General features: G+C 40.3%; 19 protein-coding genes and 1 pseudogene. 14 read left to right on the top strand and 6 right to left on the bottom strand.

Annotated elements, in window-relative coordinates; all coding sequences use genetic code 11:
• Together QAS77_RS00265 and QAS77_RS00260 are read right to left on the bottom strand one after the other, a co-directional pair.
• The coding region (locus QAS77_RS00265) for a 3,4-dihydroxy-2-butanone-4-phosphate synthase (RefSeq protein ID WP_305063728.1) at positions 1–342 on the bottom strand (342 nt) is incomplete at its 3' end.
• Between the two features lie 4 nt (positions 343–346).
• Positions 347–1,018, bottom strand: a complete 672-nt coding sequence (locus QAS77_RS00260; RefSeq protein ID WP_305063727.1) for a winged helix-turn-helix domain-containing protein/riboflavin kinase — start codon at positions 1,016–1,018, stop codon at positions 347–349.
• Between the two features lie 203 nt (positions 1,019–1,221).
• On the opposite strand from QAS77_RS00260, the gene QAS77_RS00255 reads away from it, so the two are divergent.
• The 5 genes from QAS77_RS00255 (at position 1,222) to QAS77_RS00235 (ending at position 6,513) form a co-directional block, all read left to right on the top strand.
• A complete protein-coding gene (locus tag QAS77_RS00255; protein WP_331521777.1) occupies positions 1,222–2,097 on the top strand; it encodes an ion transporter in 876 nt (291 codons plus the stop codon).
• 30 nt (positions 2,098–2,127) lie between these two features.
• Positions 2,128–3,708: a hypothetical protein gene (locus tag QAS77_RS00250; RefSeq protein ID WP_305063725.1), complete on the top strand. Its 1,581-nt coding sequence runs from the start codon at positions 2,128–2,130 to the stop codon at positions 3,706–3,708.
• A gap of 118 nt (positions 3,709–3,826) precedes the next feature.
• A complete protein-coding gene (locus QAS77_RS00245) occupies positions 3,827–4,273 on the top strand; it encodes a hypothetical protein (protein WP_305063724.1) in 447 nt (148 codons plus the stop codon).
• Between the two features lie 653 nt (positions 4,274–4,926).
• Positions 4,927–5,820, top strand: coding sequence for a formylmethanofuran--tetrahydromethanopterin N-formyltransferase (gene fhcD, locus QAS77_RS00240; RefSeq protein WP_250868577.1), 894 nt, complete (start codon positions 4,927–4,929; stop codon positions 5,818–5,820).
• Positions 5,821–5,922: 102 nt separating this feature from the next.
• A complete protein-coding gene (locus tag QAS77_RS00235) occupies positions 5,923–6,513 on the top strand; it encodes a transglutaminase-like domain-containing protein (RefSeq protein ID WP_305063723.1) in 591 nt (196 codons plus the stop codon).
• Between the two features lie 63 nt (positions 6,514–6,576).
• Here the strand turns inward: QAS77_RS00235 and QAS77_RS00230 are convergent, their stop codons facing one another.
• The 3 genes from QAS77_RS00230 to mfnA form a co-directional block, all read right to left on the bottom strand.
• A complete protein-coding gene (locus tag QAS77_RS00230; protein ID WP_305063722.1) occupies positions 6,577–7,959 on the bottom strand; it encodes a TraB/GumN family protein in 1,383 nt (460 codons plus the stop codon).
• 8 nt (positions 7,960–7,967) lie between these two features.
• Positions 7,968–9,071 (bottom strand): CBS domain-containing protein, encoded by a 1,104-nt coding sequence (locus tag QAS77_RS00225; protein ID WP_305063721.1) that lies wholly within the window; start codon positions 9,069–9,071, stop codon positions 7,968–7,970.
• A gap of 284 nt (positions 9,072–9,355) precedes the next feature.
• A complete protein-coding gene (mfnA, locus tag QAS77_RS00220; protein ID WP_305063720.1) occupies positions 9,356–10,495 on the bottom strand; it encodes a tyrosine decarboxylase MfnA in 1,140 nt (379 codons plus the stop codon).
• A 1,053-nt stretch (positions 10,496–11,548) separates the two neighbouring features.
• On the opposite strand from mfnA, the gene QAS77_RS00215 reads away from it, so the two are divergent.
• The gene (locus QAS77_RS00215) at positions 11,549–12,784 is read left to right on the top strand and encodes an ORC1-type DNA replication protein (protein ID WP_250868582.1); all 1,236 of its coding nucleotides are present in this window, start codon (positions 11,549–11,551) and stop codon (positions 12,782–12,784) included.
• A gap of 50 nt (positions 12,785–12,834) precedes the next feature.
• Here the strand turns inward: QAS77_RS00215 and QAS77_RS00210 are convergent, their stop codons facing one another.
• Entirely contained in the window at positions 12,835–13,389 is a 555-nt protein-coding gene (locus QAS77_RS00210) for a signal peptidase I (RefSeq protein WP_250868583.1), read from the bottom strand.
• A 201-nt stretch (positions 13,390–13,590) separates the two neighbouring features.
• Here QAS77_RS00210 and QAS77_RS00205 point away from each other — a divergent pair, with 201 nt between their 5' ends.
• The 8 genes and pseudogenes from QAS77_RS00205 (at position 13,591) to QAS77_RS00170 (ending at position 23,511) form a co-directional block, all read left to right on the top strand.
• Positions 13,591–15,216 (top strand): DNA-directed DNA polymerase II small subunit, encoded by a 1,626-nt coding sequence (locus QAS77_RS00205; protein WP_305063719.1) that lies wholly within the window; start codon positions 13,591–13,593, stop codon positions 15,214–15,216.
• A gap of 88 nt (positions 15,217–15,304) precedes the next feature.
• The gene (gene twy1, locus QAS77_RS00200) at positions 15,305–16,255 is read left to right on the top strand and encodes a 4-demethylwyosine synthase TYW1 (protein WP_305063718.1); all 951 of its coding nucleotides are present in this window, start codon (positions 15,305–15,307) and stop codon (positions 16,253–16,255) included.
• A 166-nt stretch (positions 16,256–16,421) separates the two neighbouring features.
• Positions 16,422–17,666, top strand: a complete 1,245-nt coding sequence (prf1, locus tag QAS77_RS00195; RefSeq protein ID WP_305063717.1) for a peptide chain release factor aRF-1 — start codon at positions 16,422–16,424, stop codon at positions 17,664–17,666.
• Positions 17,667–17,688: 22 nt separating this feature from the next.
• Positions 17,689–19,392: an arginine--tRNA ligase gene (gene argS, locus QAS77_RS00190; RefSeq protein ID WP_305063716.1), complete on the top strand. Its 1,704-nt coding sequence runs from the start codon at positions 17,689–17,691 to the stop codon at positions 19,390–19,392.
• A 61-nt stretch (positions 19,393–19,453) separates the two neighbouring features.
• Positions 19,454–19,735, top strand: a complete 282-nt coding sequence (locus QAS77_RS00185) for a DUF1294 domain-containing protein (RefSeq protein WP_305063715.1) — start codon at positions 19,454–19,456, stop codon at positions 19,733–19,735.
• A 184-nt stretch (positions 19,736–19,919) separates the two neighbouring features.
• Positions 19,920–20,961: pseudogene (locus tag QAS77_RS00180) on the top strand (ISNCY family transposase).
• Between the two features lie 137 nt (positions 20,962–21,098).
• The gene (locus QAS77_RS00175; RefSeq protein WP_331521770.1) at positions 21,099–21,956 is read left to right on the top strand and encodes a class I SAM-dependent methyltransferase; all 858 of its coding nucleotides are present in this window, start codon (positions 21,099–21,101) and stop codon (positions 21,954–21,956) included.
• On the top strand, positions 21,949–23,511 hold the full coding sequence (locus QAS77_RS00170; RefSeq protein ID WP_305063714.1) for an ABC transporter substrate-binding protein: 1,563 nt from the start codon (positions 21,949–21,951) through the stop codon (positions 23,509–23,511). Before QAS77_RS00175 ends, QAS77_RS00170 begins: the two co-directional genes overlap by 8 nt.
• The last annotated feature ends 75 nt before the right edge of the window (positions 23,512–23,586 follow it).

Raw genomic sequence — 23,586 nt, 5'->3', positions numbered from 1 at the left:
GTTCACCCATATGGAAAATGAGGAACGGTTGTCATAAGCAAGATCTCCGCCTTTCTCAACAGTGTTTCCAAGAGCGGGATTGGACCTTGCCTCATCACGAAGAACATCGGATATGAAGGGAAGGCCGAGCTTTTGTGAATTTTCACTATCGATGGCCACGCAAATAAGCCCGCCGCCATCTCTGCGCATCCAGCGCACGTCATCGGGAGTTACAGAAGAAGCGGTAATAACAAAATCAGTTTCACCCTCTCTGCTATCTGAATCGTAAATAAAGAACATTTCCCCATTCTGTGCAGCCTTTATTGCATTCTTGATATTATCAGTGTAATTTTCGTTTGTCATAGGATCACTCACATGCACTGCGGTCTTCGATCATAATCTTCACTTCATCCCCGTCATTCAGTTCTAAGGTCTTACGAAGATGAACAGGGGATATTATCTCCAGCAGATCGTGGGGGTAATGGCTACGTTCGGGAGTCACAACAGCTCCCCTCACCCCTTCTACCTCCACAAAATAACAATTACAGCCTCCAAAAGTACGCTGACCGTCAGTAAAACCGGATATTGGAATTATATTTTTCTGGCTTTTCCTTTTCTGTATATCTGCACTGTGACTGGTAAGCCTGACATTGAGAGTACCCGGATAAGGCTTGAAATCCAATTTTTCTTCGAACTGTGATCCGTATCCATCCTGAGCAATGTAATACTGCCCTTCCCCAAGACCCGTTATCACATTACCATAGAGCTCAATTTTATCCTCATCACCACAGAATATGTGCTTATAATCACTGAACTCACTCTCAAGCCATTTGCGACCCTTTTCCGTAATGGATATCATCTGGCCTTCGGGAATGATCAGACGATCGATCAAACCCTCTTCCTCAAGCTGCTTTAGTATCCTTGCGGCTGTTTTGGAACCTGTGGAAGTGTATCTGGTAAACTCACTTGATGATATCTTTACAGGTTTCTTAAGTGCGCCCAGAAGAGCCAGATGTTTCAAAGAATTTATGCGATGCATTTTTGGTACCTTTTTGTTATCCTGCCTCAAATATGAGATGCATCTCAAATATGAGACGCAAGAAAATAAAGCTTTTGATGAGCAATACCCAATATTTAGAATGATTTATATTATAATAGAGAGAATTTTGTTATCAGGTTCCTGCAACATTTACAATGCCGGAACACAAACTCATGATATTGATATGAGAAGAGGGATGAATGATGAACAGATGGAACAGGGATTCGGAAAATCGTTCAGAATGTGAGGGGTGGCGTTCATACCTGTACAAATACATCTTCGAAGCTGACACCCCTATTGGAAAATACTTTGACATAACCCTTATAATAACGATCGTTCTGAGCGTTTTAGTCGTTATGCTGGACAGTGTTCATTCAATAAGCTCAATTCATCATCAAAAGCTCTACATGGCGGAAATAATCTTCACCGTCCTTTTTACAATTGAATATTTACTGAGGATGATATGTGTAAAAAGTAAAGTCCGCTATGCTACCAGCTTCTTTGGAATTATCGATCTTCTGGCTATCGTACCAACCTATCTTAGTTTGTTCCTTCCCGGAAGCCAATACCTGCTGATAATCAGAGTGTTTCGTTTGCTCAGGATATTCAGGGTGCTCAAACTTGTCCAGTACCTCTCAGAGGCTGATATACTGGTACAGGCCCTTAAAGACAGCAGCAAAAAGATAACAGTTTTTACATTCACTGTCCTGAACCTTGTAATAATACTGGGCTCAATGATGTATGTCATTGAAGGGGAGCAAAACGGATTTACCAGTATCCCACGAAGTGTCTTCTGGGCCATAACAACACTGACAACTGTGGGATACGGTGATCTCGTGCCTGTTACACCACTAGGGCAGGCAATGGCATCCGTTGTTATGTTACTCGGTTATTCCATAATAGCGGTTCCCACTGGCATCATTACCCATTCTATTATAAACACCAGCATGGCAGCCAGACCTATAATCATATCTGAAAAAACGAAGGACGTTGCCCTTAACATCGCCTGTCACAATTGCGGATTGCAGGGTCATGATACTGATGCTTTTTTCTGCAAGAACTGTGGAGCAAAACTATAAGAATAATATTAAATTCAACCAGTGATAAAAATGGATATATTAATCACCACGATCATCGATAGTTTAATTGTCATCGGTCTTACCGCTGGCATTCTTTTTTTTGATATTCTCATACGAAAAAGTCTCAAGATGGACCTTTCAGAAGCCGCTCCAGATCTTACAGTGGCCGCATTCGCAATTCAAATATCTGTTATAGCAGCGCTTCTGATATCCGATGTCACACCCGACATTGCAGCCGATTCGATCATTCTTGTCTTTTTTGCTTTCCTTTGGGTCATAACAATATGGCAAAGCTCAAAAAGAAGAACAATGAATCACAATCTTTCGTTCATAATTGGTTCAGTAGCATTTGCGGTCTCGGCATCCCATCTCATGAACCTTTATGACCCTATCATATTCAGCGTGGTCGTAGCAATTGCAACTATTCTGGGATATATGGCAGCAGCCATTACAAGGAACCTCTACAACGAAAAGATAGTACACAGATTTGAAGAAATGATGGGGAAGATCACCTCATACGACCTTATCGAAGCTTCATCAAAACACAGTGCCAGAGATGTCGATGATCCTCTTTCAGCTGCTGTTGACAGTATAAGATGTGCAATTCGGAACAATGATGAGGACATCTTCAAAAAAGGATTATACAAGATAACCATTACAGCAAAGAATCTCATGACAGGTGGCAGGGACACTACTGCTATTGCAAAACATATGAATTTCCATTTGCTCGAGATGGGCTTTATTGCAGCCTCAAGAGACGAAACTGCAACAGAACGTGTTGTTCGTTCGATCGGTGTTATCGGAAAGGCCGCTTCAAATCACGGAAGCCAGGATGGAGCTGTACGATCATTAAGATCATTGACGTCCCTTTTCGATGTTATAAAAGAAACAACTTCGACACAACTGAACCAACAATTTGTAAGGTCCATAGGGGATATTACAGAAGCTGCTGCCGGATCGAGACATGAAGAAGCAGTCGAAAAGGGATTGTTGCTGCTCAAAGAGATTGGCAACAATGCAACCTTTGCACAGGACACTTCAACCATGATAACCGTAATAAAACAGTTGCTGGAACTGGCGAGAATATCAACAAGATATGAGCGCGCAAATTACAGTCGTCTTATAGTTCTCACAATGCGGGATATCGGTATTCGTTTTATTCAAGAAAAAACTCAGGAAGGACAGGATGGTTTCAAAAAATTGGTGGGTTCTTTGCGTAGCATGGGAAAGTTTTTCGACCCTAAAGATGCACTGGAAGTCATCCGGGCAATGCAGGACCTTGGTGTGATAGCTGCACGTGATTATCGTGAAGAGGAATTGTTACATGTCATTCATGAACTGAACGATGTGGGCCTTGCTGCTCTTAAAAATGACTCTGAGGAACTGATGCAACAGACCATTGTTTCAATGAAGGATATCTGTCTTGCTGCAATGCGTTCAGAACTTGAGGTACCTGTAAAGGCCATTGCGAAACTTTTTTCCAGAATGGGAAAACAAGGACAGTTTGCCGTTATTGTCCAGGATGCTGTCATGGATATAGGCGAGCATCGCACTCATGAAGATACATTCTACATCCTTTTTTTGCGAACATATGAAGGTACAGGGGAGTGAACTTTCTAAATAGAAGAGTATATGTATAATGCATTGCAAATATTTCGAATCCAAAGTGAAGTTGTTACTAATATATTTCTGTATTTATATGTAATATCTTCAAAAAGGAGAAAGCTGCATGAAAAAAATGATCACGTTGATACTAGTGTTTGTGATAGCAGTATTGAGTTCCGGATGTATGGATTCCGGAACCATGAGCAAATACGACATTTACATTCAATTGTACGACAATGATGTAGAAGAATATAATCCTGTTATAAATGAACTTATTGAAAAACAGGAAAACTACACTGCTGCATATGAGGCTTACATTAATGCATCTGATAAGGATGCGAAAGAAAATGAACTCGATGAAGCATTGGATCAACTGATAACTGCAGAGAATAATTACAGATCCACTGCAAACAATATATACAGGCATCTTAACGAATTTGAGTCCTTTGTAATATCCAATGAAGATACGCTTGAACGCAAAGGTGTTGACACAGTTCAGCTTAAAGCGGATATTCAAGATTGGAAAGAAGAAATCCGATACAACCTCAACCAGTTTCAGTTGAATTTGTGAAGATAGTAGCCATCATTGCGGATGGATGGTAATTCTTTGCAGGTTAACCAGATCCAAAGATCGCACTGTATTTTAATAGAAGGTCACTCTGGACATGCTCCACGTGGGAGATTCAGGACAGTTTGCTGTTATTGTCCAGGATGCTTTCATGGATATGGGTGAGCCTCAAACCCATGATAATTCTACATCCTTTTTTTGTGAACTATGAAGGTACAGGGAAGTGAACTTTCTAAATGGAAGAGTATATGTATTGTAATAGTAAATCTCAAATATGGGGAAAAGAATCATGACGGAAAAATCTATCCGTTTAGGAAGACTACTAGCTTTAATATTAAGCGGATTCATAGCCGGATGGTCACTACGAGGATTATTATTTTACTATGGATACCAGTAATCGAAATCACTCGTTTTTTTCAATTTGGTCGTGCACCTATATTTAATGGTCAAATTCCAAATATTTGTTGATGGAAGTTTTACCAAAAGAATGAAAATCCTATGGAACTCTTTTTAAAATCGTTTTATTTTGATAACCAAAATGACAATACCTTTCAAATTCGTCCTTATAAATCTACTATCTATCGCTATGGACACAACATATATGTATTGTAATTGTATTGTAATTCATACTAAAATTCAATCATGTAGGTGTTGTAATGGAACTAAATGGAGTAGAGATCGAAGATACATTTGCAGAGGCATTCCCAATCAAAATTTCACGAATACTGATCACAGCAGCAACAAAGCGCTGGGCAACTGTTGCAGCACAGGAAGCAACAGGATTCGGAACATCAGTCATTGGATGTCCTGCTGAAGCCGGCATTGAGAAATACGCGGATGCAAGTGAGACACCAGATGGCAGACCAGGTGTTTACATACAGTTATGCACCTTCGGATTCAAGTCACTTGAAGAACAGCTTTTAGAGCGTGTCGGTCAGTGTATACTCACAGCACCAACAACCGCAGTGTTCAACGGCCTTCCAGATGCAGAGAAGCAGTTCGATACCGGACGCAAGCTCAAATACTTCGCAGATGGAACAGAGTCTGAGACAGAAGTTGGCGGTCGCAAGATGCACGTTATCCCAATGATGGAGGGTGACTTCCTTGTCGAGGACACACTCGGTGCAGTAACCGCTATCGCAGGTGGTAACTTCTTCATCTTCGGTGACACACAGATGACAACACTTACCGCAGCAGAGAACGCAGTCGATGCAATCGGAGCTGTTGATGGTACCATCACACCATTCCCAGGCGGAATCGTAGCAAGCGGTTCAAAGGCAGGCGCAAACAAGTACAAGTTCCTCAAAGCAACTGCAAACGAGAAGTTCTGTCCAAGCATCAAGGACAAGGTAGAAGGCTCAGAGATTCCTGCAGATGTTAACTGTGTCTATGAGATCGTTATCAATGGTCTTGACTTCGAATCCATTGCAAAAGCAACCGAGATGGGAATCAGAGCAGCTGTTGCTGTTCCTGGAATCAAGAAGATCACCGCAGGAAACTACGGCGGAAGTCTCGGACCACACAAGTTCAACCTTCATGACCTTTTCTAAGGTCAACCATTTTTTATTTTCTTTTTTTAGGTCCTCGTTTGTTCAGAATTTCCTTTCATAGTGTTTTATAATATCTATTCATAATGATAGCAGGCTGATAGTATGCAAGAATATCTACGCTCCACAGAGATAATCGACTGGGAACACCCAAAAATTCAAAAGCTTGCAAAAAAGCTTGCATTGGGATCGGATGATCTTGTTGAAATTACAAAAAGGTGTTTTGAATGGGTAAGGGATGAGATATATCACAGTCATGATTATTGTTTGAACCCTATCACCCTGAAAGCTTCCGAGGTCCTGGAAGCAGGAACAGGTTACTGTTATGCTAAAAGTCACCTTCTGGCAGCTTTGCTCAGGGCAAATGGCATTCCCGCCGGATTATGTTATCAGCGTCTTAGCAGGGATGAGAATGGAGAACCATTTTGCCTCCATGGCCTGAATGCTGTCTATCTGCCGGACATCGGTTGGTACCGTATCGATGCCAGAGGAAACAAAAAAAGTGTGAATGCTCAATATGCTCCACCTGAAGAGATGCTCGCCTATGAGATAAAAGTAGAAGGTGAAGCCGACCTGCCGGAGATATGGGCAGACCCGTTACCTGTTATAGTCGATCTTCTGACAGTATATGACAACTATGAAGATGTCTGGGAAAATCTGCCGGATATTCCATTGATAGAACAGACAAAAAAATGAAGATAAATGAAAAAAGTCAAAAATGGTTGGATAGATCGAAAAATGATCTATCATTAAACCTTTTTACAAACCTATCACTGACAGACCTGCACTGATTATATCTCTTGGATCGAGGCCTGTTATCTGTACCATCACATAGACACCAAGGAAGGTCCCTATGGTACTTCCGACATTAGCAAGTGCGGCTACAAAGACAACTCTGAAGAAATTGTTCTTCTGAAGCTCTTTGAAGCTTTCAAGTTTTACCATTTCTTTCAGATCAGAGGTAGTCGGACTCCTTTGTTTAGCTTCCATAAGACCTGCAAACCATCCGGCAGCCATCATTGGATTCAGGGAGGTCAACCAGGCGACCGAAAATGCAGTGATAACCGAGTATGGATGACCTTTTGCAAGAGCAGCCCCTGTCGCACTGAGAACACCGTTGATAATGAACCACCAGCCAAATGCCAGAAGCAAAAGTTCAATAGGTGTTCCTGACATGATGATCAAAATGAATGTTGCAAGGGCTATTCCCACTATTCCGATACCAATTATCTTCATGAAGCTGAACCGTTTTTGAGGCAATTCCGTCAGTGAAGAAACAGGAGGGAGGGACTTCGGGTCCTTAAGGTATCTTTCAACTCCCTGCTTGTGGCCTGCACCTAATACTGCTATTATCTTCTTGTTGCCACCATTGGCAAGTCTTAAAAGATTTCCTGCAATATAGGCATCCCTTTCATCAATGAGCACGGTAGCCGCATTCGGGGAAGCTTTTCGAAGCTCATTAATAAGCGTCGTTACCATGTCCTGATCAGTAATATTATCAATATCTATATTCTTGGAACCACCAATTCCCAGAGCTGAAGAAACAAGTGCAACTAGCATATTGAACTTTTCAAAGATGCTCATCTTGCTCCAGAAACGCTGCAATGTAAGCTGTATATCACGGTCAACAAGCGCGACCTTGGCCCCATTGGCTTCTGCTACATCGATGGCAGTTATCATTTCAGCACCTGGCTGAACTCCCATCTCATTGCCGATCTTCTTCTGTACATAGGCCAAAAGCAGGTGCACCAGGAAGTAATATATCTTTCCGCCACTCAGGATATCCTTTATGGGAAGGTCTGAATCTTTTACCTCCCCTTTAAGCGAATCATATCTGCCTTGGCAGAGCTCGACTGCCACAATATCCGGCTTTTCATTTTCAATAGCGCTTGTTACTTCATTGACGCTCTTCTCTGAAACATGGGCTGTACCCACGATTATTATTTCAGAAGGCTTTGCTTTGGCAGGATCAACTCTTTCCGTTGAAACAATGGAAGGTGTCTGTGAAAAAGTAGCACCTCCATTTCCGGAATAAGCTGAGCCTGAACCTATATCGTAATTATAACCAGAAGCAGCAGTACGGGAATCGGTCATCAACTGACTTTCCTTTAACTGTACTTCTTTATCTGTCGAACTTTCCATTGTTCACATCACTCGTTCAATAATGTCATAGTATGCATCAGATCGGTCCTGGAAAGAATACCTGCCACAGAACCATCTTCATCTATCACCAATACCCTGCCGATGTTGTTAAAACTCATCAGCTTCAAAGCATCGGAAGCAGTCGCCTCTAATGGAATCGTCACTACATTATGTGTCATTAGATCGGATACCAATACACTGTAACGTTCCAGAGGTATTACCCTGCGCACATCTGTAAACGTTATAATACCTTTTAAAGTATTACGTTCCATCACTGGATAGCCCATGTGTTTTTTTTCGAACATGAATTGTGTTAGTTCATCAATTGTCATGGAAGGTTCGACAGAAATAACCTCTTTTGACATAACATTCTTAACAGGTATTTTTTCAAGTATGATCGTAACAGCTGTGGACCTGTCTTCTCCGGATGCACCCATGTAAACAAAAATTGCAATAAATATAAGCCAGGGATTCCAGGGACTCGAGACCAATCCCAGAAAACCGAGAAGTAAAGCAAACATTTTACCTACAGATGCTGCTGTGTGAGTTGCCTGTATATAACTCATCTTTCTTGCAAACCATGCCCGAAGGATACGTCCTCCATCCATTGGAAATGCCGGTAGCAGATTGAATATACCAAGAACTATGTTGATAGAGCCGAGCATTTGTATGATCCTGAAAACAACATTATTTCCAAATGTAGCGAACGTATCAGCCAGAACAAAATTGAGCAGGAGTAGTGATGTACCTATAATGAAACTTACAAGAGGACCTGCAAACGCCATTTTTGCTTCCTGAGAAGGATCCCTTGGGATCTCTTCCATTGAAGAGACACCACCTATCAGGAACAAAGTGATATCTGTTATCTTAACACCATATTTTTGTGCCAGATAGGAATGCCCCAACTCATGAAGGACCACACATACAAAAAGAAGAACTGTTGTCACAAATGCAAGCAAGTATCCTAGCGATACCGGTTGAATATCACTAAAGCCAAAAGGTGCAGGATTGGACGCAAATATAAATGCAAAAACTGGCAGCACCAATAGGAATGTGATGTGAATTTTGATAGGAATACCAATAATAGTCCCAATTTTGAAAGAATTTTGCATGACTAAATTCTCATCTTTATGATATTTAGTACTATCTGGTTGTTTTCATCGATTTCTATAATACTATTTCTTTTGATGTTTACCATTGAATGGTCTAAATTTGCCTTACAGAACACTTTCACCCCGCTTGGCTCAACTGTATATATGCTCAGATCATAGTTAGTATTAGACACGGATCCCGGTGGTACACGTCTTTACAAGTTTCAAGGCTAGGTATCATCGATTCATCCCCTCATCCGTGAAAAATAAAAAACGATATTGAAAAACGATTATTTTAAATTTTTTTACTTAACCGCTTTTGCAAGGTCCTTCAAAAATAGTTCTATCGTTTCATTTTTGATGTGAGGCATTATAACGATCCTAAGAGCACGGGGATCACGTGTAATAGATACATGCCATCCATGTTCATCAAGCAATTTTTTTCTCACAAGATCAGCTTCAGGAACATCCAATGCAACAATATTCAAAACCGGATCAATAACAGTACCTATACCTAATTTGTCTGCACCTTCGACCAATTTTTTTGTGACAGACATACAGTCTGAAACAACTTTTTTGTAACCTTCTCTTCCAAGATGTTTCATGACAGCATAAGTTGAAGCCACTGCTGCACCACTTCGAGTTCCTGTTAGTGAATATTGTTTATTGACACTTAAATAAGGTGTGTGTATCTCAAGACATTCAAAATATTCAGGTTCTTTGAACAAAAGCCCACCTGAAGGAATTGTGCTAAGAGCCATTTTATGAGGATCTATTGTCATTGAAGTTACGCCTTCAAGTTTAAAATCATAGGAATAATCAAGATCCATAAAAGGAATTACAAAACCACCAAATGCTGCATCAACATGCAAAAAAATATCATTTTCAATAGCTAGCTCTGATAATTCATCGATGGGATCAAGCTGCCCAAATTCTGTAGTACCTGCAATACCAACAAGACCAATTGTGTTTTCATCAATAAGCGATCTTACAGAATCCAGGTCAACTTTAAGCAGATTATCAAGAGAAGCTTTCCTAATTTCAATCCCTAAAAGGTTTGCAACTTTATCGAATGAAAAATGAGCTGATTGTGGCATTATAATGTTAGGGTTTGATATATCACGCCGAAAATTTTGCATTGATCTTATTGCTTGTATATTAGATTCGGTTCCTCCGGTTGTAAGATAGCCAGCTTTTTCAGGAGAATTTTTGTGATGTAACATTTCTCCAAACATAGCAAGAACTTGTCTTTCAAGATCGAATGTACCAGGGAAAAGACCTGGATCACCCATATTTGACTCTATGAATTGTGTATGTGCTAAAACTGCAATTTCATGTGGATAAGTACACATTGAACTTAGAACACGCTCATAACTTGTATCAGCGGATTTGGCTTTTTTAAGAATTGCTAATATTTCTTCTTTTGTTTTGCCGTTTTCTTCCATGAATTCTCAAGCTAATTACATACAACCTGTTTAAAATGATTGTGTTTAAATTATCTAAAAATAGAGATGAATATAGTTAATTCATAGATGAAGTTCTAAAAAATCAAATTTTATTAATTTGCTACGAATAACATTTTGATCTTATTAAAATTATGATAAACAAAATAAAGAACATCAAAAATATTAAATTAAATTAAATTAAATTATGGAACAAAATTTCAGGAAATACTTATGTGCCTTTATTTGAATGTTTAATTTTTTACAGAATTTTATTAAACTTAAACTTGAGGAACTCTAGGGGTCACCCCATTGTTTCGACTGGAACATTTTAGTCAATTTTGGGAATTTGGTTCTAAACTTCTGGAAAGGTTTATTAACTATTAATTATATCTTTACAACACCTTCTTTTTTTAGTATTATAAAAAATATATCTCTTATTTTTTTTCTGCACTCCAGTCGAAACCATAGGGTCACCGTTCTTTATATAGTTTCCAAGGGAAACAAAGGGGTCTACTTCCAAAAGAACTCTTTTTAATGTTTTTTGTTATAAAGTGATTTTTGCAAATAATTCGAAAATAATTCGCTTGACTTTGTTTTCAGTTTTATACATTTAGTTTTATAAAATACTCCAGCCGAAACGAAGGGGTTCTAACCATAAATGTTAATAAGATACACTTCCATTGCATCAACTGGAAATAATAATGTTAACAATTTTTGGATTTAAGATGGTTAAAAGTAATTAATAATGTTCTGAAAAATGTTGTATAAAGATTAATGATGCTAATATTCTACTATCATAAAAAAATCTTTGTTTGTAAGTATTTTTCTGCATTTTTCTTATTATTTTTCTTATCTTAAGTTCATTAAAAAGTTTTAGACTAAAAAATGATATCTTAAAAAACTTTAACTCGTGTAAATTGATTAAAATATATCTAACTGATAAACTTTGACATTCACTGAATAATTGTATTGTTTATTATGATCTTGTCGTTAGAATAAATGTTGTTTCATAATCATTATTAATAAGTCTAAACTTATTGGAAGGTTCAAAATATGGAGAATAAATCATTAGGTGGATTATTTGAAGATTTATTGCAGAGTGAATCACTCTTTAAAAACAAGGAAGTTTTGAGACCTTCTTACACACCTGCCACACTACCTCACAGGACCGAACAGGTAAACAATCTTGCTACTATCCTTGTTTCTGCACTTAGGGGAGATACTCCATCAAATATTTTGATTTACGGGAAAACAGGTACAGGTAAAACAGCTGTTGCACGATATGTTGGTATCGAACTCGAGAGGAAAAGTGAAGATCTGGATGTTCCATGTTCTGTACTTTATCTTAATTGTGAGGTTATCGATACACAATATAGGTTATTGGCAAATCTTGCTAAACAATTTGGTGAAGATATTCCAATGACAGGATGGCCTACCGATCAAGTATTTTCAAAATTCAAAGAAGCGATCGATTCTAAAAAGCAGGTTATAATGATCATTCTGGATGAGATCGATAAACTTGTGAAAAAGGGAGATGATGTTCTTTACAATCTTTCCCGTATAAACACCGATCTTAAAAATGCAAAGCTCAGTATGATAGGTATATCAAATGACCTTAAATTTACAGATTTTCTCGATCCAAGGGTGAAAAGTTCACTTGGGGAAGAAGAGATAATTTTCCCACCATACGATGCTGAACAGATAAGTGATATCCTAAAGCAAAGAGCAGCTATTGCTTACAAGGAAGATGTCCTTGACGAAATGGTCATTCCTTTGTGTTCTGCTTTTGCAGCACAGGAACATGGTGATGCAAGACGTGCACTGGATCTTCTAAGAGTTGCAGGTGAGCTTGCTGAACGTGATAACCAGGGTCATGTAGCGGAAGAGAATGTCAGAAGAGCTCAGGAAAAGATCGAGATCGATCGTATCGTTGAAGTGGTCAGGACACTTCCGACACAATCAAAACTGTCCCTTTATAGTGTAATGGTCCTGAGGGATAACGGACACAGAAATGTTACTACAGGAGAGGTCTACAACGTTTACCGTCAGTTATGTTTAAGTGTAGATATGGATATCCTGACACAAAGAAGAGTCACTGATCTTATATCTGAACTGGATATGCTTGGTATTCTCAATGCAGTCGTAGTCAGTAAAGGACGTTATGGAAGGACAAAGGAAATAGTATTGAGTGTTCCTATCGAAAGTACCAGGCGTGTTCTTCTGGAAGATTACAGGTTAGGAATGCTTGCAGACTTCAAACCGGTGATCACAGCACAGATGCATCTGTGATGCATCAATTTTTAATTTGTTGTAAAAAAAGTGAAAAAATATAAGGATATTTAGGATATGAGCAGTCTCAGATGACCCAGATATGGTATTCTGAACTGTGCTGTTCCTATTATCCATTCTTCTTTAATAGGTTCATAATAGCTTATCTGGCCTTGCTGATCAAAATAGATGTTCGTTCTTATATTGTCACCTTTTGTGATATAACCACTGTGAGGAGCAGCAGGACCGTTAATCCACATAGGTTCTCCCTCTTCTACATAGTACATAGCCCGATGTATGATAGGTGTAACTCCTTCCTGACCATAAGGGCGGTATAGAATAACATCACCCTGCATTTTAAATGAAATATGTTCTGTAGAAGTATCCTGATTGGTTATTATCTGTGTCCGATCAATACTTTTTATGAAAATAATGTCACCGATCTGCATATGTGGTTCCATGCTGCCGGATTCAACCGCAACCATAGGTGTCCACATTCCAAAAACGATCTGTGAGATCACTGCAAAAGCCAGTACAGCCAGAAGCACGGATGCGAGATCTCTTGTAATAGAGATCCAGAAATTCTCACTTGTTCTAAATGTGTGAAATGATTCTTGTAAGGTCATATTGATCCAAAAGAAGAAAGTATCTGATTGGTTAAAAGAATATTGTATTTAGGCTTTATCTATTATCTTCGTACGTAGCATTTTTATTTGTAGGAATGCTTTTGTTACCACGACTCAAATTTTGCTCATGGATATTTGTAGTTTCGTCAATTTCGATCTGAGCTTCAATTTCAGTTCTATCATTTCATTTCAGGCCATATTATGAAAGAGATCAAGGCGCAGGAAGTTTTTTTGGAAGCAGGTTATCAGATAAGCCCTAAAGCTGTGGAAATGATCACCTCACATAGTGCACCAAATGACCTTATTTCCTATATACTCGAAAATGTGGATGAATCCCTTTTTGTCATTGAAGCTGAACATATTGATATTGAGAGTTTTGAAAAAGAATATCCGGACCTTCCAAAGGAATGTCTTGATGAGGTACCGTGTTCCAATGATACTTCAACATCTCAAGTATCCCCAGTTCCTTCGACCCGATCTCCTGCACGGTCTTCAATATCCTCAACACTTTCTCCAACATCATCTTCAGCCACTTTACGAGATGAAAGATGTTTTAGTGACTCCAACGGGCAGGTGAACAATATCAATATCATGTCTGACATTACAGATATGTCGACCTGTGTTGGTGAGTACATGGAATTTGTCCAATATTTCAGGAACCGTTACACTAAACTGAGTAATATCATACGTGGAAGGGTCACCGCCCGACCGATTGAAAGCCTTAACAAGAACCGGAAACAAAGTAGCGGCATAAGGCGTGGAGGCGGTGGGGATTATAATGAGACATCTATCATAGGGATGGTCTCTGAGATAAGGACCACTGCCAATGGTCATAAGATGCTACAATTGGAAGACCCCACAGGTTCATTTCCGGTGCTGGTGCATCAGGCGGAAAAGGACCTGTTCGAGGAAGCAAGCAAACTCGTTCTTGATGAGGTCATCGGTATAACCGGCTCAATGACCAATGATGGTAGTCTTCTGATCGCGAAAAAGCTGGTACTTCCAGACCTTCCGAACATCTCGAACAGGAGAGAAGGTACCTGGGGTAAAGCAGTTTTCACATCGGATATCCATGTGGGTAGCTCTACTTTTCTTGAGGAAGAGTGGTGCGGTTTTCTTGATTTCCTTAACGGCAAGACCGATAATGAGCAGCTGAAAAAGATGTCTGAGGAAATACGTTTTCTTGTGGTCGCAGGTGATCTTGTTGATGGTATCGGCATATTCCCGGGACAGGAACATGAGCTTGATATACTTGACATCTATGACCAATATAGAAAAGCTGCTGAGTACTTCGATCAGGTACCTGAACATATAAAGATCATCATTTCTCCCGGTAACCACGATGCGGTCAGGCAAGCAGAACCCCAGCCACGTTTTCCGGAGCGTATCACTTCCCTTTTCTCTGACAGGATAACGTTTGTAGGAAATCCTGCGCTTGTTGATCTTGATGGTGTCAAGGTCCTGATGTATCATGGACGTTCGATAGATGATCTGGTAGCATCTGTTCCGGGAGTTTCTTACCAGGAACCTGAAAAAGCTATGGTGGAAATGATAAAGCGAAGACACCTTTCACCAATATATGGAAGCAGGGTTTCCATTGCACCGGAAAAACAGGACCATTTCGTTATTGACCCGATACCCGATATACTGCATTGTGGTCATGTACATACTGTTGGCATTGGCAACTACAAGAGTGTACTTCTTATAAATTCAGGTACATGGCAGTCTCAGACAGAGTTCCAGAAAAGGGTCAATTTAATGCCTACCCCTGCAAAAGTTCCGGTGGTGGACCTATCTACTCTCAGGACAACCCTTCTTCAGTTCTAATGATATTATCACAAGGTATGAGAAAGAATTTGAGCTATCTTTCTATTTCCGATTACTATATATACTTCGACAGGGAAGTATGCATCAAATGTCTTTAAAAAATAAGGAAGATCTGATGGTTCTTCCTGAGATAACTGATTTTGAAACTTTGCTAAAAAAGCAAAAGTACAGTCTTGCAGGCACTCATTCGGCTGTTAAGACATGTCTTTGGCTTAGCCGTTCAATAAAAGATGAAGGCGACTGCTATAAGTCAACTTTCTATGGCATAACTTCTCATTGTTGCTTACAAATGACGCCGACACTTAGGTGTAATCAACGGTGTTTGCATTGCTGGAGGCCTACTGAAGTTGAAGTATCTCTTCCAAATAATTGGGATTCTCCAGTGGAAATAGTGGGGTCATCAATCAAGGCACAGCGAAAGTTGATCTCAGGTTTTGGAGATTCAGCGCCAAGAGAGCGCTGGATAGAAGCCAATGAACCAAAACATGTCGCTATCTCTCTTTCAGGTGAACCTACATTGTATCCGTATCTTCCTGAACTTGTAGAAGAGTATGAAAGTCAGGGCTTTAGTACTTTTGTTGTAAGTAATGGTACTGTTCCTGAAATGATGGAAAAGATAGAACCTTCACAGCTTTATATGAGCCTGGATGCGCCTGACAAAGAGACGTATGAAAAGGTTTGTTTACCGAAATCTCCTGCACTGTGGGATAAGATCAATAGGTCCCTTGAGATCCTTGGAACGAAAAATAACAGAAAGGCTATTCGCATAACATTGATCAAAGGTTTGAACATGTTCGATACGGCAGGTTATGGGCGACTTATCGAAAAGGCGGACCCAGATTACATTGAGGTCAAGGCGTATATGCATCTTGGATTTTCCAGAAGCCGCCTTCCACGCGAAGCCATGCCTGCACACGATGAAGTTCTGGAATTTGCAAAAGAGCTTGCTGGTCATATTGGATACAGTGTTGCGGATGATGTGGAAATTAGTCGTATTGTTCTTCTTTCGAAAGACGGAAAAGTATCACATCTTGAATAAAATTTAGACAAGGGTTATGCAACCAGTCATAACTTATATTTATATCCTTGTTCACATAGGTACATCTGTATAGCTAATAGCATCAATGTTCAATGCAGAACATAATCATTAGGTTGCAAGATGCAACTATAATTCCAATTGATCCTAATTATGGAGTATTCCTACAATGGCTGAACAATCTTCACATCAGAAATACGAGTTTAAAAAGAAACTGGAATCGTTAAGGGGAAAAAAAGGTCGTGGTACCGAACTTATTTCTCTGTACATACCTCCTGATAAACAGATCTCAGATGTTGTATCACAGCTTAGGAATGAACATAGCCAGGCTTCCAATATCAAATCCAAGCTTACCAAGACCAATGTACAGGGAGCCATCGATTCTATTATGTCAAGGCTCAGGTATGGTACAGTTCCGGAGAACGGGATCGTATATTTTACTGGTGCGGTAGATGTTGGTGCGAACAAGACCAATATGGAGACCACCATTGTTGAGCCACCACAACCCATTATCACTTACAGATATCACTGCGATTCGTCTTTTTTCCTTACCCCATTGGAAGAGATGCTAAAGGAAGCAAAGACCTATGGTCTGCTTGTATTGGACAGGCGTGAAGCTACGGTTGGTCTTCTCACGGGTAAACAGATAGAAGCATTCCGTAAGCTTACTTCCACTGTACCCGGCAAACAGAGAAAGGGTGGTCAGAGTGCTCACAGGTTCCAGCAATTGCGACTTATTGCCATACATGATTTCTACAAACGTATCGGAGATGCTGCAAGTGAGGTCTTCCTTGCAGTAGACCAGAAAGATTTCGAAGGAGTGCTTATAGGTGGTCCGTCACCCACAAAGGAAGAGTTCGAATCAGGTAATTTCTTCCACCATGAGATCGAGAAGAAGGTCCTTGGTCTTTTCGATGTTGCATACACCGATGAATCCGGTCTTCCCGAACTCGTGAATGCTGCGGGCGAGAGACTTGAAGACCTTGATCTCATGGTCGAGAAGAAGCTGATGCAACAGTTCTTCAGGGAATTGGTATCAGATTCCGGCAAAGCGACCTATGGTGAAGATAATGTCCGTGAGAACCTCATAATAGGTGCTGTGGATATATTATTGATATCCGAGGACCTCAGAGCTGTAAGGGAAACCGTCAAGTGTACTTCTTGTGATTATGAGCAGAAGACAAGTCGCGAGTTCAAGCCCGGGGACAGCAGTTCTCCTACTGGCAATTGCCCTAAATGTGGCTCTTATCTTGAGATCACTGAAAAGGTGGATGTCGTTGATCAATTGTCTGAGATATGTGACCAAATGGGCACAAGGGTGGAGTTCATATCCACTGATTTCGAGGAAGGTTCACAACTGTTGAAAGCTTTTGGCGGCGTTGTAGCGATATTGCGCTTCAACACAGGTATCTAAAGTTAATTTAAAGGTGATCATTTTGTTTTTAGATTTTATAGATCAGGTTACAAGTATACTGAACGATGCTGTCAGTTCAGCAGGGTTTGAAGCAGACGATATGGAGCTTGGTCCTTCACAGCACGCAGACCTGTCTTCAAGAATAGCATTCAGGTTAGCTTCTGTTGCAAAGCAGAGCCCGAAGGATGTTGCTGAGAAGATAGCAGGCGAAATTGTGATACCTAAAGGCTCTCTCGTAGAGAAAGTTGAGGCATTGGGTCCCTATTTGAATATCTGGGCAAGCCGTAATTTCATTGAGGGCACAGTTCTGGCGATAAGGGAGCAAAAAGAAGCTTTTGGTGGCAATTTCTCTGAAGGCAGGATATTGCTCGAGCACACTTCGGCAAATCCTAACGGTCCGCTACATGTGGGTCACATAAGGAATTCCATAATCGGTGATACCCTCGGGCGTATTCTCAAACGTGCAGGATATGATGTGGAACTTCACTATTACGTTAATGATATGGGTCGCCAGATAGCAATAGTTTCCTGGGCCCTTGGCCACTTCGAGTTTGATGAGAGCTCCAAGCCTGACCATGCCATTGCAGATGTTTACATAAAAGCAAACGCAGAACTCAATGCTCATCCTGAAAAAGTAGCTGAGATAGACAAGCTTATGCAGCTTGTTGAAAAAGGAGATGCAGCTACCATCGAAACTTTTGATAAGGCGGTCGGTCTGGCAGTTTCCGGCATCAAAGAAACGCTTAAGAAGATGAATGTAGCGCATGACGAGTTCCCGAAGGAATCCGGTTTCATCAGGTCCGGCGATGTTTCAAGGATAGTTGAAGAGATAAAGGCTACAGGTCGCACAGAGATCGACAACGGTGCACTTGTTGTAGATCTTAAGGACTACGGATTTGAAAAGACACTGGTGATACAGCGTACGGACGGTACATCCCTTTACACCACACGTGATCTTGCATATCATGAATGGAAAGGCGAACGTGCGGACAGGATCATCGATGTGTTCGGAGCAGACCATAAATTGATATCCGGTCAGCTCAAGGCCACACTCAATGCAATAGGCAAGAAAGAGCCTGAATTTGTTATCTTTGAATTCGTTTCCCTTCCGGAAGGCTCAATGAGCACAAGAAGTGGTAAGTTCATCAGTGCTGATGAACTACTGGACCAGATAAAGACACAGGCGTATAAAGAAGTGGACAAGCGCCGCCCGGAGATGCCTGATGATTTCAAGGCAGATGTGGCTGAGATCGTGGGAATTGGTGCGGTGAGATACGATATCATAAAAGTATCACCTGAAAAATCCACAGTGTTCGACTGGAAAGAAGCCCTTGACTTTGAAAAACAGGGTGGGCCATTTATTCAGTACTCACATGCACGTGCATGTAGCATTCTCCAGAAAGCTAAGGATGAAGGTCTCTGGAAGCCGGAAGAACCTATCAATGCAGCCCTTCTTGTGGAAGATTCTGAAGTTTCTCTCATTAAGAAGATGGCAATGTTCGACAACATGCTCGATCAATGTGCAAAGGACCTCAGACCTCACACATTTGCTATCTATGCAAGAGAACTTGCAGATGCGTTCAACCAGTTCTACCGCTTTGTATCTGTCTTGAATGCAGAGGATGAACAATTACGTTCAAGCCGTATTGCTCTGGTGGATTGTGCAAGAACGGTTCTTGCTAACACCCTGGACACTCTTGGATTGGGCGCACCTGAATCCATGTAAGTATTGCAGGAATGGATGTAGATCAACAGAAAAATGACCTGATAGAGAAGGAGAATGAAGAATGGAATTATATTTGTACATTCTCCTGTATCTGTTTTTAGTGAACACATACTCTTTCTGGCTTATGTTCTCTGACAAGAGAAAGGCTATCAAGGACAAGTACAGGATACCTGAAAAGAAGCTGTTCAGGTGGGCTATACTTGGAGGTAGTATTGGTTCTATATTGGGAATGCAGATGTTCAGGCATAAGACAAGGCATCCGATCTTTGTAGTAGGTATGCCTTTGATATTCATCCTTGAAGGTTACTTTTTCATTGAATACATTGCTACAATTATGTTTTGAGAGTTTTGTATCTTAAGCCAGTTTCTCATTCTATATAATGAGACCATCAAATTAGCTTTTCGCTTTAAAAGCGTAACTCTTTTTTCAAGACTACTGTTACTACTCTGAGCATAGCTCATACATTACATATATATGCTAGAAAATGTACCAGTTCATAAAATATACTTACACAGTTTAGGACGGAATCGGTATCAGCGACAATCTTGCCAACTATCTAAACACAGACAACGTATCAATATGCCAATTTTTGTATTTCTTAGATATCGATGACATTGCTTCTTATGTTGAAACTAGCTATTATGCCGATAAGGACTGGCATTTTAAGTATAAGGTTTCGTCAATGATAAAGCTCATCATTGTGAAATGTTTTAGGAACCTCTCATTTGAGAAAACAATATCTACACTAACAAAAGAAGAAGTGCAGCTTCTTTCTTTTGAAGATAATTATGGCGTTATGAATATTCCATCCCCTGCAACACTTCATCATTTTGTAAAATACAGGCTTGGAGAAGTTGGATTGGACGAAGTGATGTTTAAAGTTGGAACGAAAATCTCCAAAATTACAAAGATAAGAGATGCAAAAACAGATTCAACCCCACTTGAAGCATCAATATATGACAAGTATGCGGATTACAATCCGCATTACAATTGTAAGATGGACAAAGCGCACATCACTATGATAGGAACTCTTCCAATCTACATGACTCATCAAAAGGAACTGCGCATGATTCACCTGAATTGAAGAAACATATTGATGCATTGTATGGAGGTTATGATTCGTTCAGGAATCATGCAGATATCTGCTATAAGTTGAATGCAAAACCAGTGATTGCATAGTCATCTGATTCTAAAATTCAATATGAGGGGACGATAGAACGAATTGATCACTGGATCAATAAGATGTGGAAACTTGGTGGATCTATTCACATGAAATATGAAGAAAAACTTCGTTTCCTCTATGAAAATGGAAGGGAAAAACAAGTAGTGATGCACTTACGAAACAAGAACATTGGAGATGATGGATTCGATGAAGATTATTCACATAGGAGTGAATGTGAACGAGTACACAATCATATTAAGTGGACAGTTAAATTTGATATCAGAGGAATGAAAAATGGGAGTAAGAAGATGTATTCGATTATGAATTTCGTAGCATATCAATTGCTTGTATTAACAAATTTGCAAAAGGGATTAAAGAGGCGAACTCATTTGCAAATTATGTATAAGTTTGATGTTATCAAATTAGATTGGGAGGAATTATGAGATAATTTAATAATCGTATTATTAGTTGTTACAAATAGATATTTTTATATGCAATAAGTCGATTCAACATTATATCCAAAATACTAAAAAACTAGGAATAATGATGAACAAAGATACGATCGACTGGAATGATATCTGGAAAGAACAGATGTTAATGCAGAACCAATCACAACATGCTGTAGATTGTGCTGCTATCTGGGACAAAAAAGAAAATGCACAACTATTTTTGAAAATGTTTCAGGGAAAGGGGGAGAAACTGATCGAAAATACCCTCAAAGATCTTCCTTTAACACCGGAATCCAGAGTTCTTGATATTGGAGCAGGACCGGGTACACTTGCAATCCCACTTTCAGAAATGGTATCTCATGTCACTGCGGTTGAACCTTCTCCTGGCATGATCAGTGTGTTGCAAGACCAGATCGCAGAAAATGAGATCGGTAACATCAAGTGTGTTCATAAACGCTGGGAGGATGTCGAAATTGGATCTGATCTTGAAGCACCTTACGATGTGGTAATAGCCTCCTACTCTCTGGGAATGCCCGACATAAAAGAAGCTGTTCGGAAAATGGAGGCAGTCTCCTCAAGATATGTTTACATTTACTGGTTTGCAGGAGAAACCTCATGGGACATTAACTTTAAAGCATTGTGGCCTTCCCTTCATGGGACCAATTATTATCCTGCACCAAAATGCGATGTTCTTTATAATGTGCTTTACCGTATGGGTATTTACCCACACATAAATGTAATTCCATTTGAGCATATCCACAGCTTTTCCTCCGAGGAGGAGGCTGTTGACCATTTTAAGTCTTATTTTAACATCACTGAACAACACCAGGACGCAATCCTAAGAGATTATCTTAAAGACCACCTTGAAGAGGAAGCTGGTAACATTATCCTGAGAGGATTGACAACTCGCGTGAAGATGTGGTGGGAAAAAGGATGTGGTAGTTATGAATAAAAAGAGTAATTTCCTGACTTTTCTAATCATGAGCGGGCTTATTGCGACCTTCTTGTTAACATCTGGTTGCACAGCCCCACAAGAAGATGGTGCTACAAACGAACTTGTAGTTGCCATAAGTACCGATGTAAACAACTGGTATCTCGACAAGTTTCCCGGTGGGGATGGTAGATTTGTGTGGTCACAGGTATATGAAACTCTTGTAAGGCTGGACACAGATCTCAACATAGTGCCCGGATTGGCAGAATCATGGGAAACACCGGATGATGGTAAGACATGGATATTCCATCTCAGGGATGACGTATCTTTCCATGATGGCACACCATTTGATGCGAATTCGGTTGTATTTTCCTACAGTAATGAATCCTATGTCAAAAAGATGGGCGCTTTAAAAGCTCTGGACCATATTGAGATCATTGATGACAGCACCGTGAAATTCGTCATGAAAAAACCAATGCCACTGCCCTTTTATCTTACACACGTGGCCTGGCCTGTCATGAGTCCTGGCTGTGTTGATGAGAATGGGAATTTTGCAGAACCTATTGGAACGGGTCCATTCAAATTTGAGGAACAGACCCCTGACCAGGAGATCGTGCTTGTCAGGAATGACAATTATTGGGGCGATAAACCGGTTCTTGAAACTGTCACTTTTAAAGTCATACCTGAAGCTACCACCCGTGTAATGGCACTTGAAACAAAAGAAGTCGACATGGCAATAAAACTGCCTGAGTATGATGTTTCAAGACTGGAAGAAGAGCCTGATATCAATGTATACAGGAAATTAACGACCTTCACGGACTTTTTACAGTTCAACTGCAATAGTGGAGTGTTCGAGGATAAGGAAGTAAGAAAAGCTGTTGCATACTCCATCAATACTGAGCAGATGCTAAACACGGTTCTGGAAGGTATTGGATTACCGGCCAGGGGCAGGGCTTTCTCTCCTGTGATGATGTATTCAAACCCCGATCTTGAACTGTACGAATATGACGTGGAAAAAGCCAGGGACATATTATCCGAAGCCGGTTGGCAGGACTCTGATAATGATGGTGTTCTTGAGAAGGAAGGAGAACCTCTTAAGGCAACGATCATTGTTGGAAAAGGTGTATGGGCATCCCGTCATATTCCAATGGCTGAAGCCATTCAGGGCACGTTGCAAAAGGTAGGAATGGATGCGGATATAAAGGTACTGGAAAGCGGAGCTATTAATAAGCTTGAAAATGAAGGTCAGTTTGACGTGATCTTCAGGACAGGATATTTTGTATGGGGACCCTACCCGCGTCACTTCTTTGTCCACCAGTCGTATTGCCCGTTCTCACATTACAATAACACGGAGTACGATAAGCTGGCAAATGCAGCGGATTCCACAGTTGATCCTGAAAAGCAGCAACAACTGTACTATGACCTGCAGGACATGGTACTTGAAGAACTGCCTGCGTTCTATCTGGTGCACGAAGAAAAGATCATCGCAGCCAATACATACGTAAAAGGATACCAGATCACTGCTGAGGACCCGTGGCTTAACCTTGATGGAGTGTATCTCGAAGAAGAGCAATGAATCTCAAGATCATTGCTCCTCCTCCCTTCTTTTTTATTACAGTTGGATAACTGATCTTTAATTGTGCCGGATTAA

The sequence above is a fragment of the Methanococcoides sp. genome (genome assembly GCF_030594565.1).
Classification (GTDB): domain Archaea; phylum Halobacteriota; class Methanosarcinia; order Methanosarcinales; family Methanosarcinaceae; genus Methanococcoides; species Methanococcoides seepicolus.
This window is presented reverse-complemented; position numbering and strand designations above follow the sequence as displayed.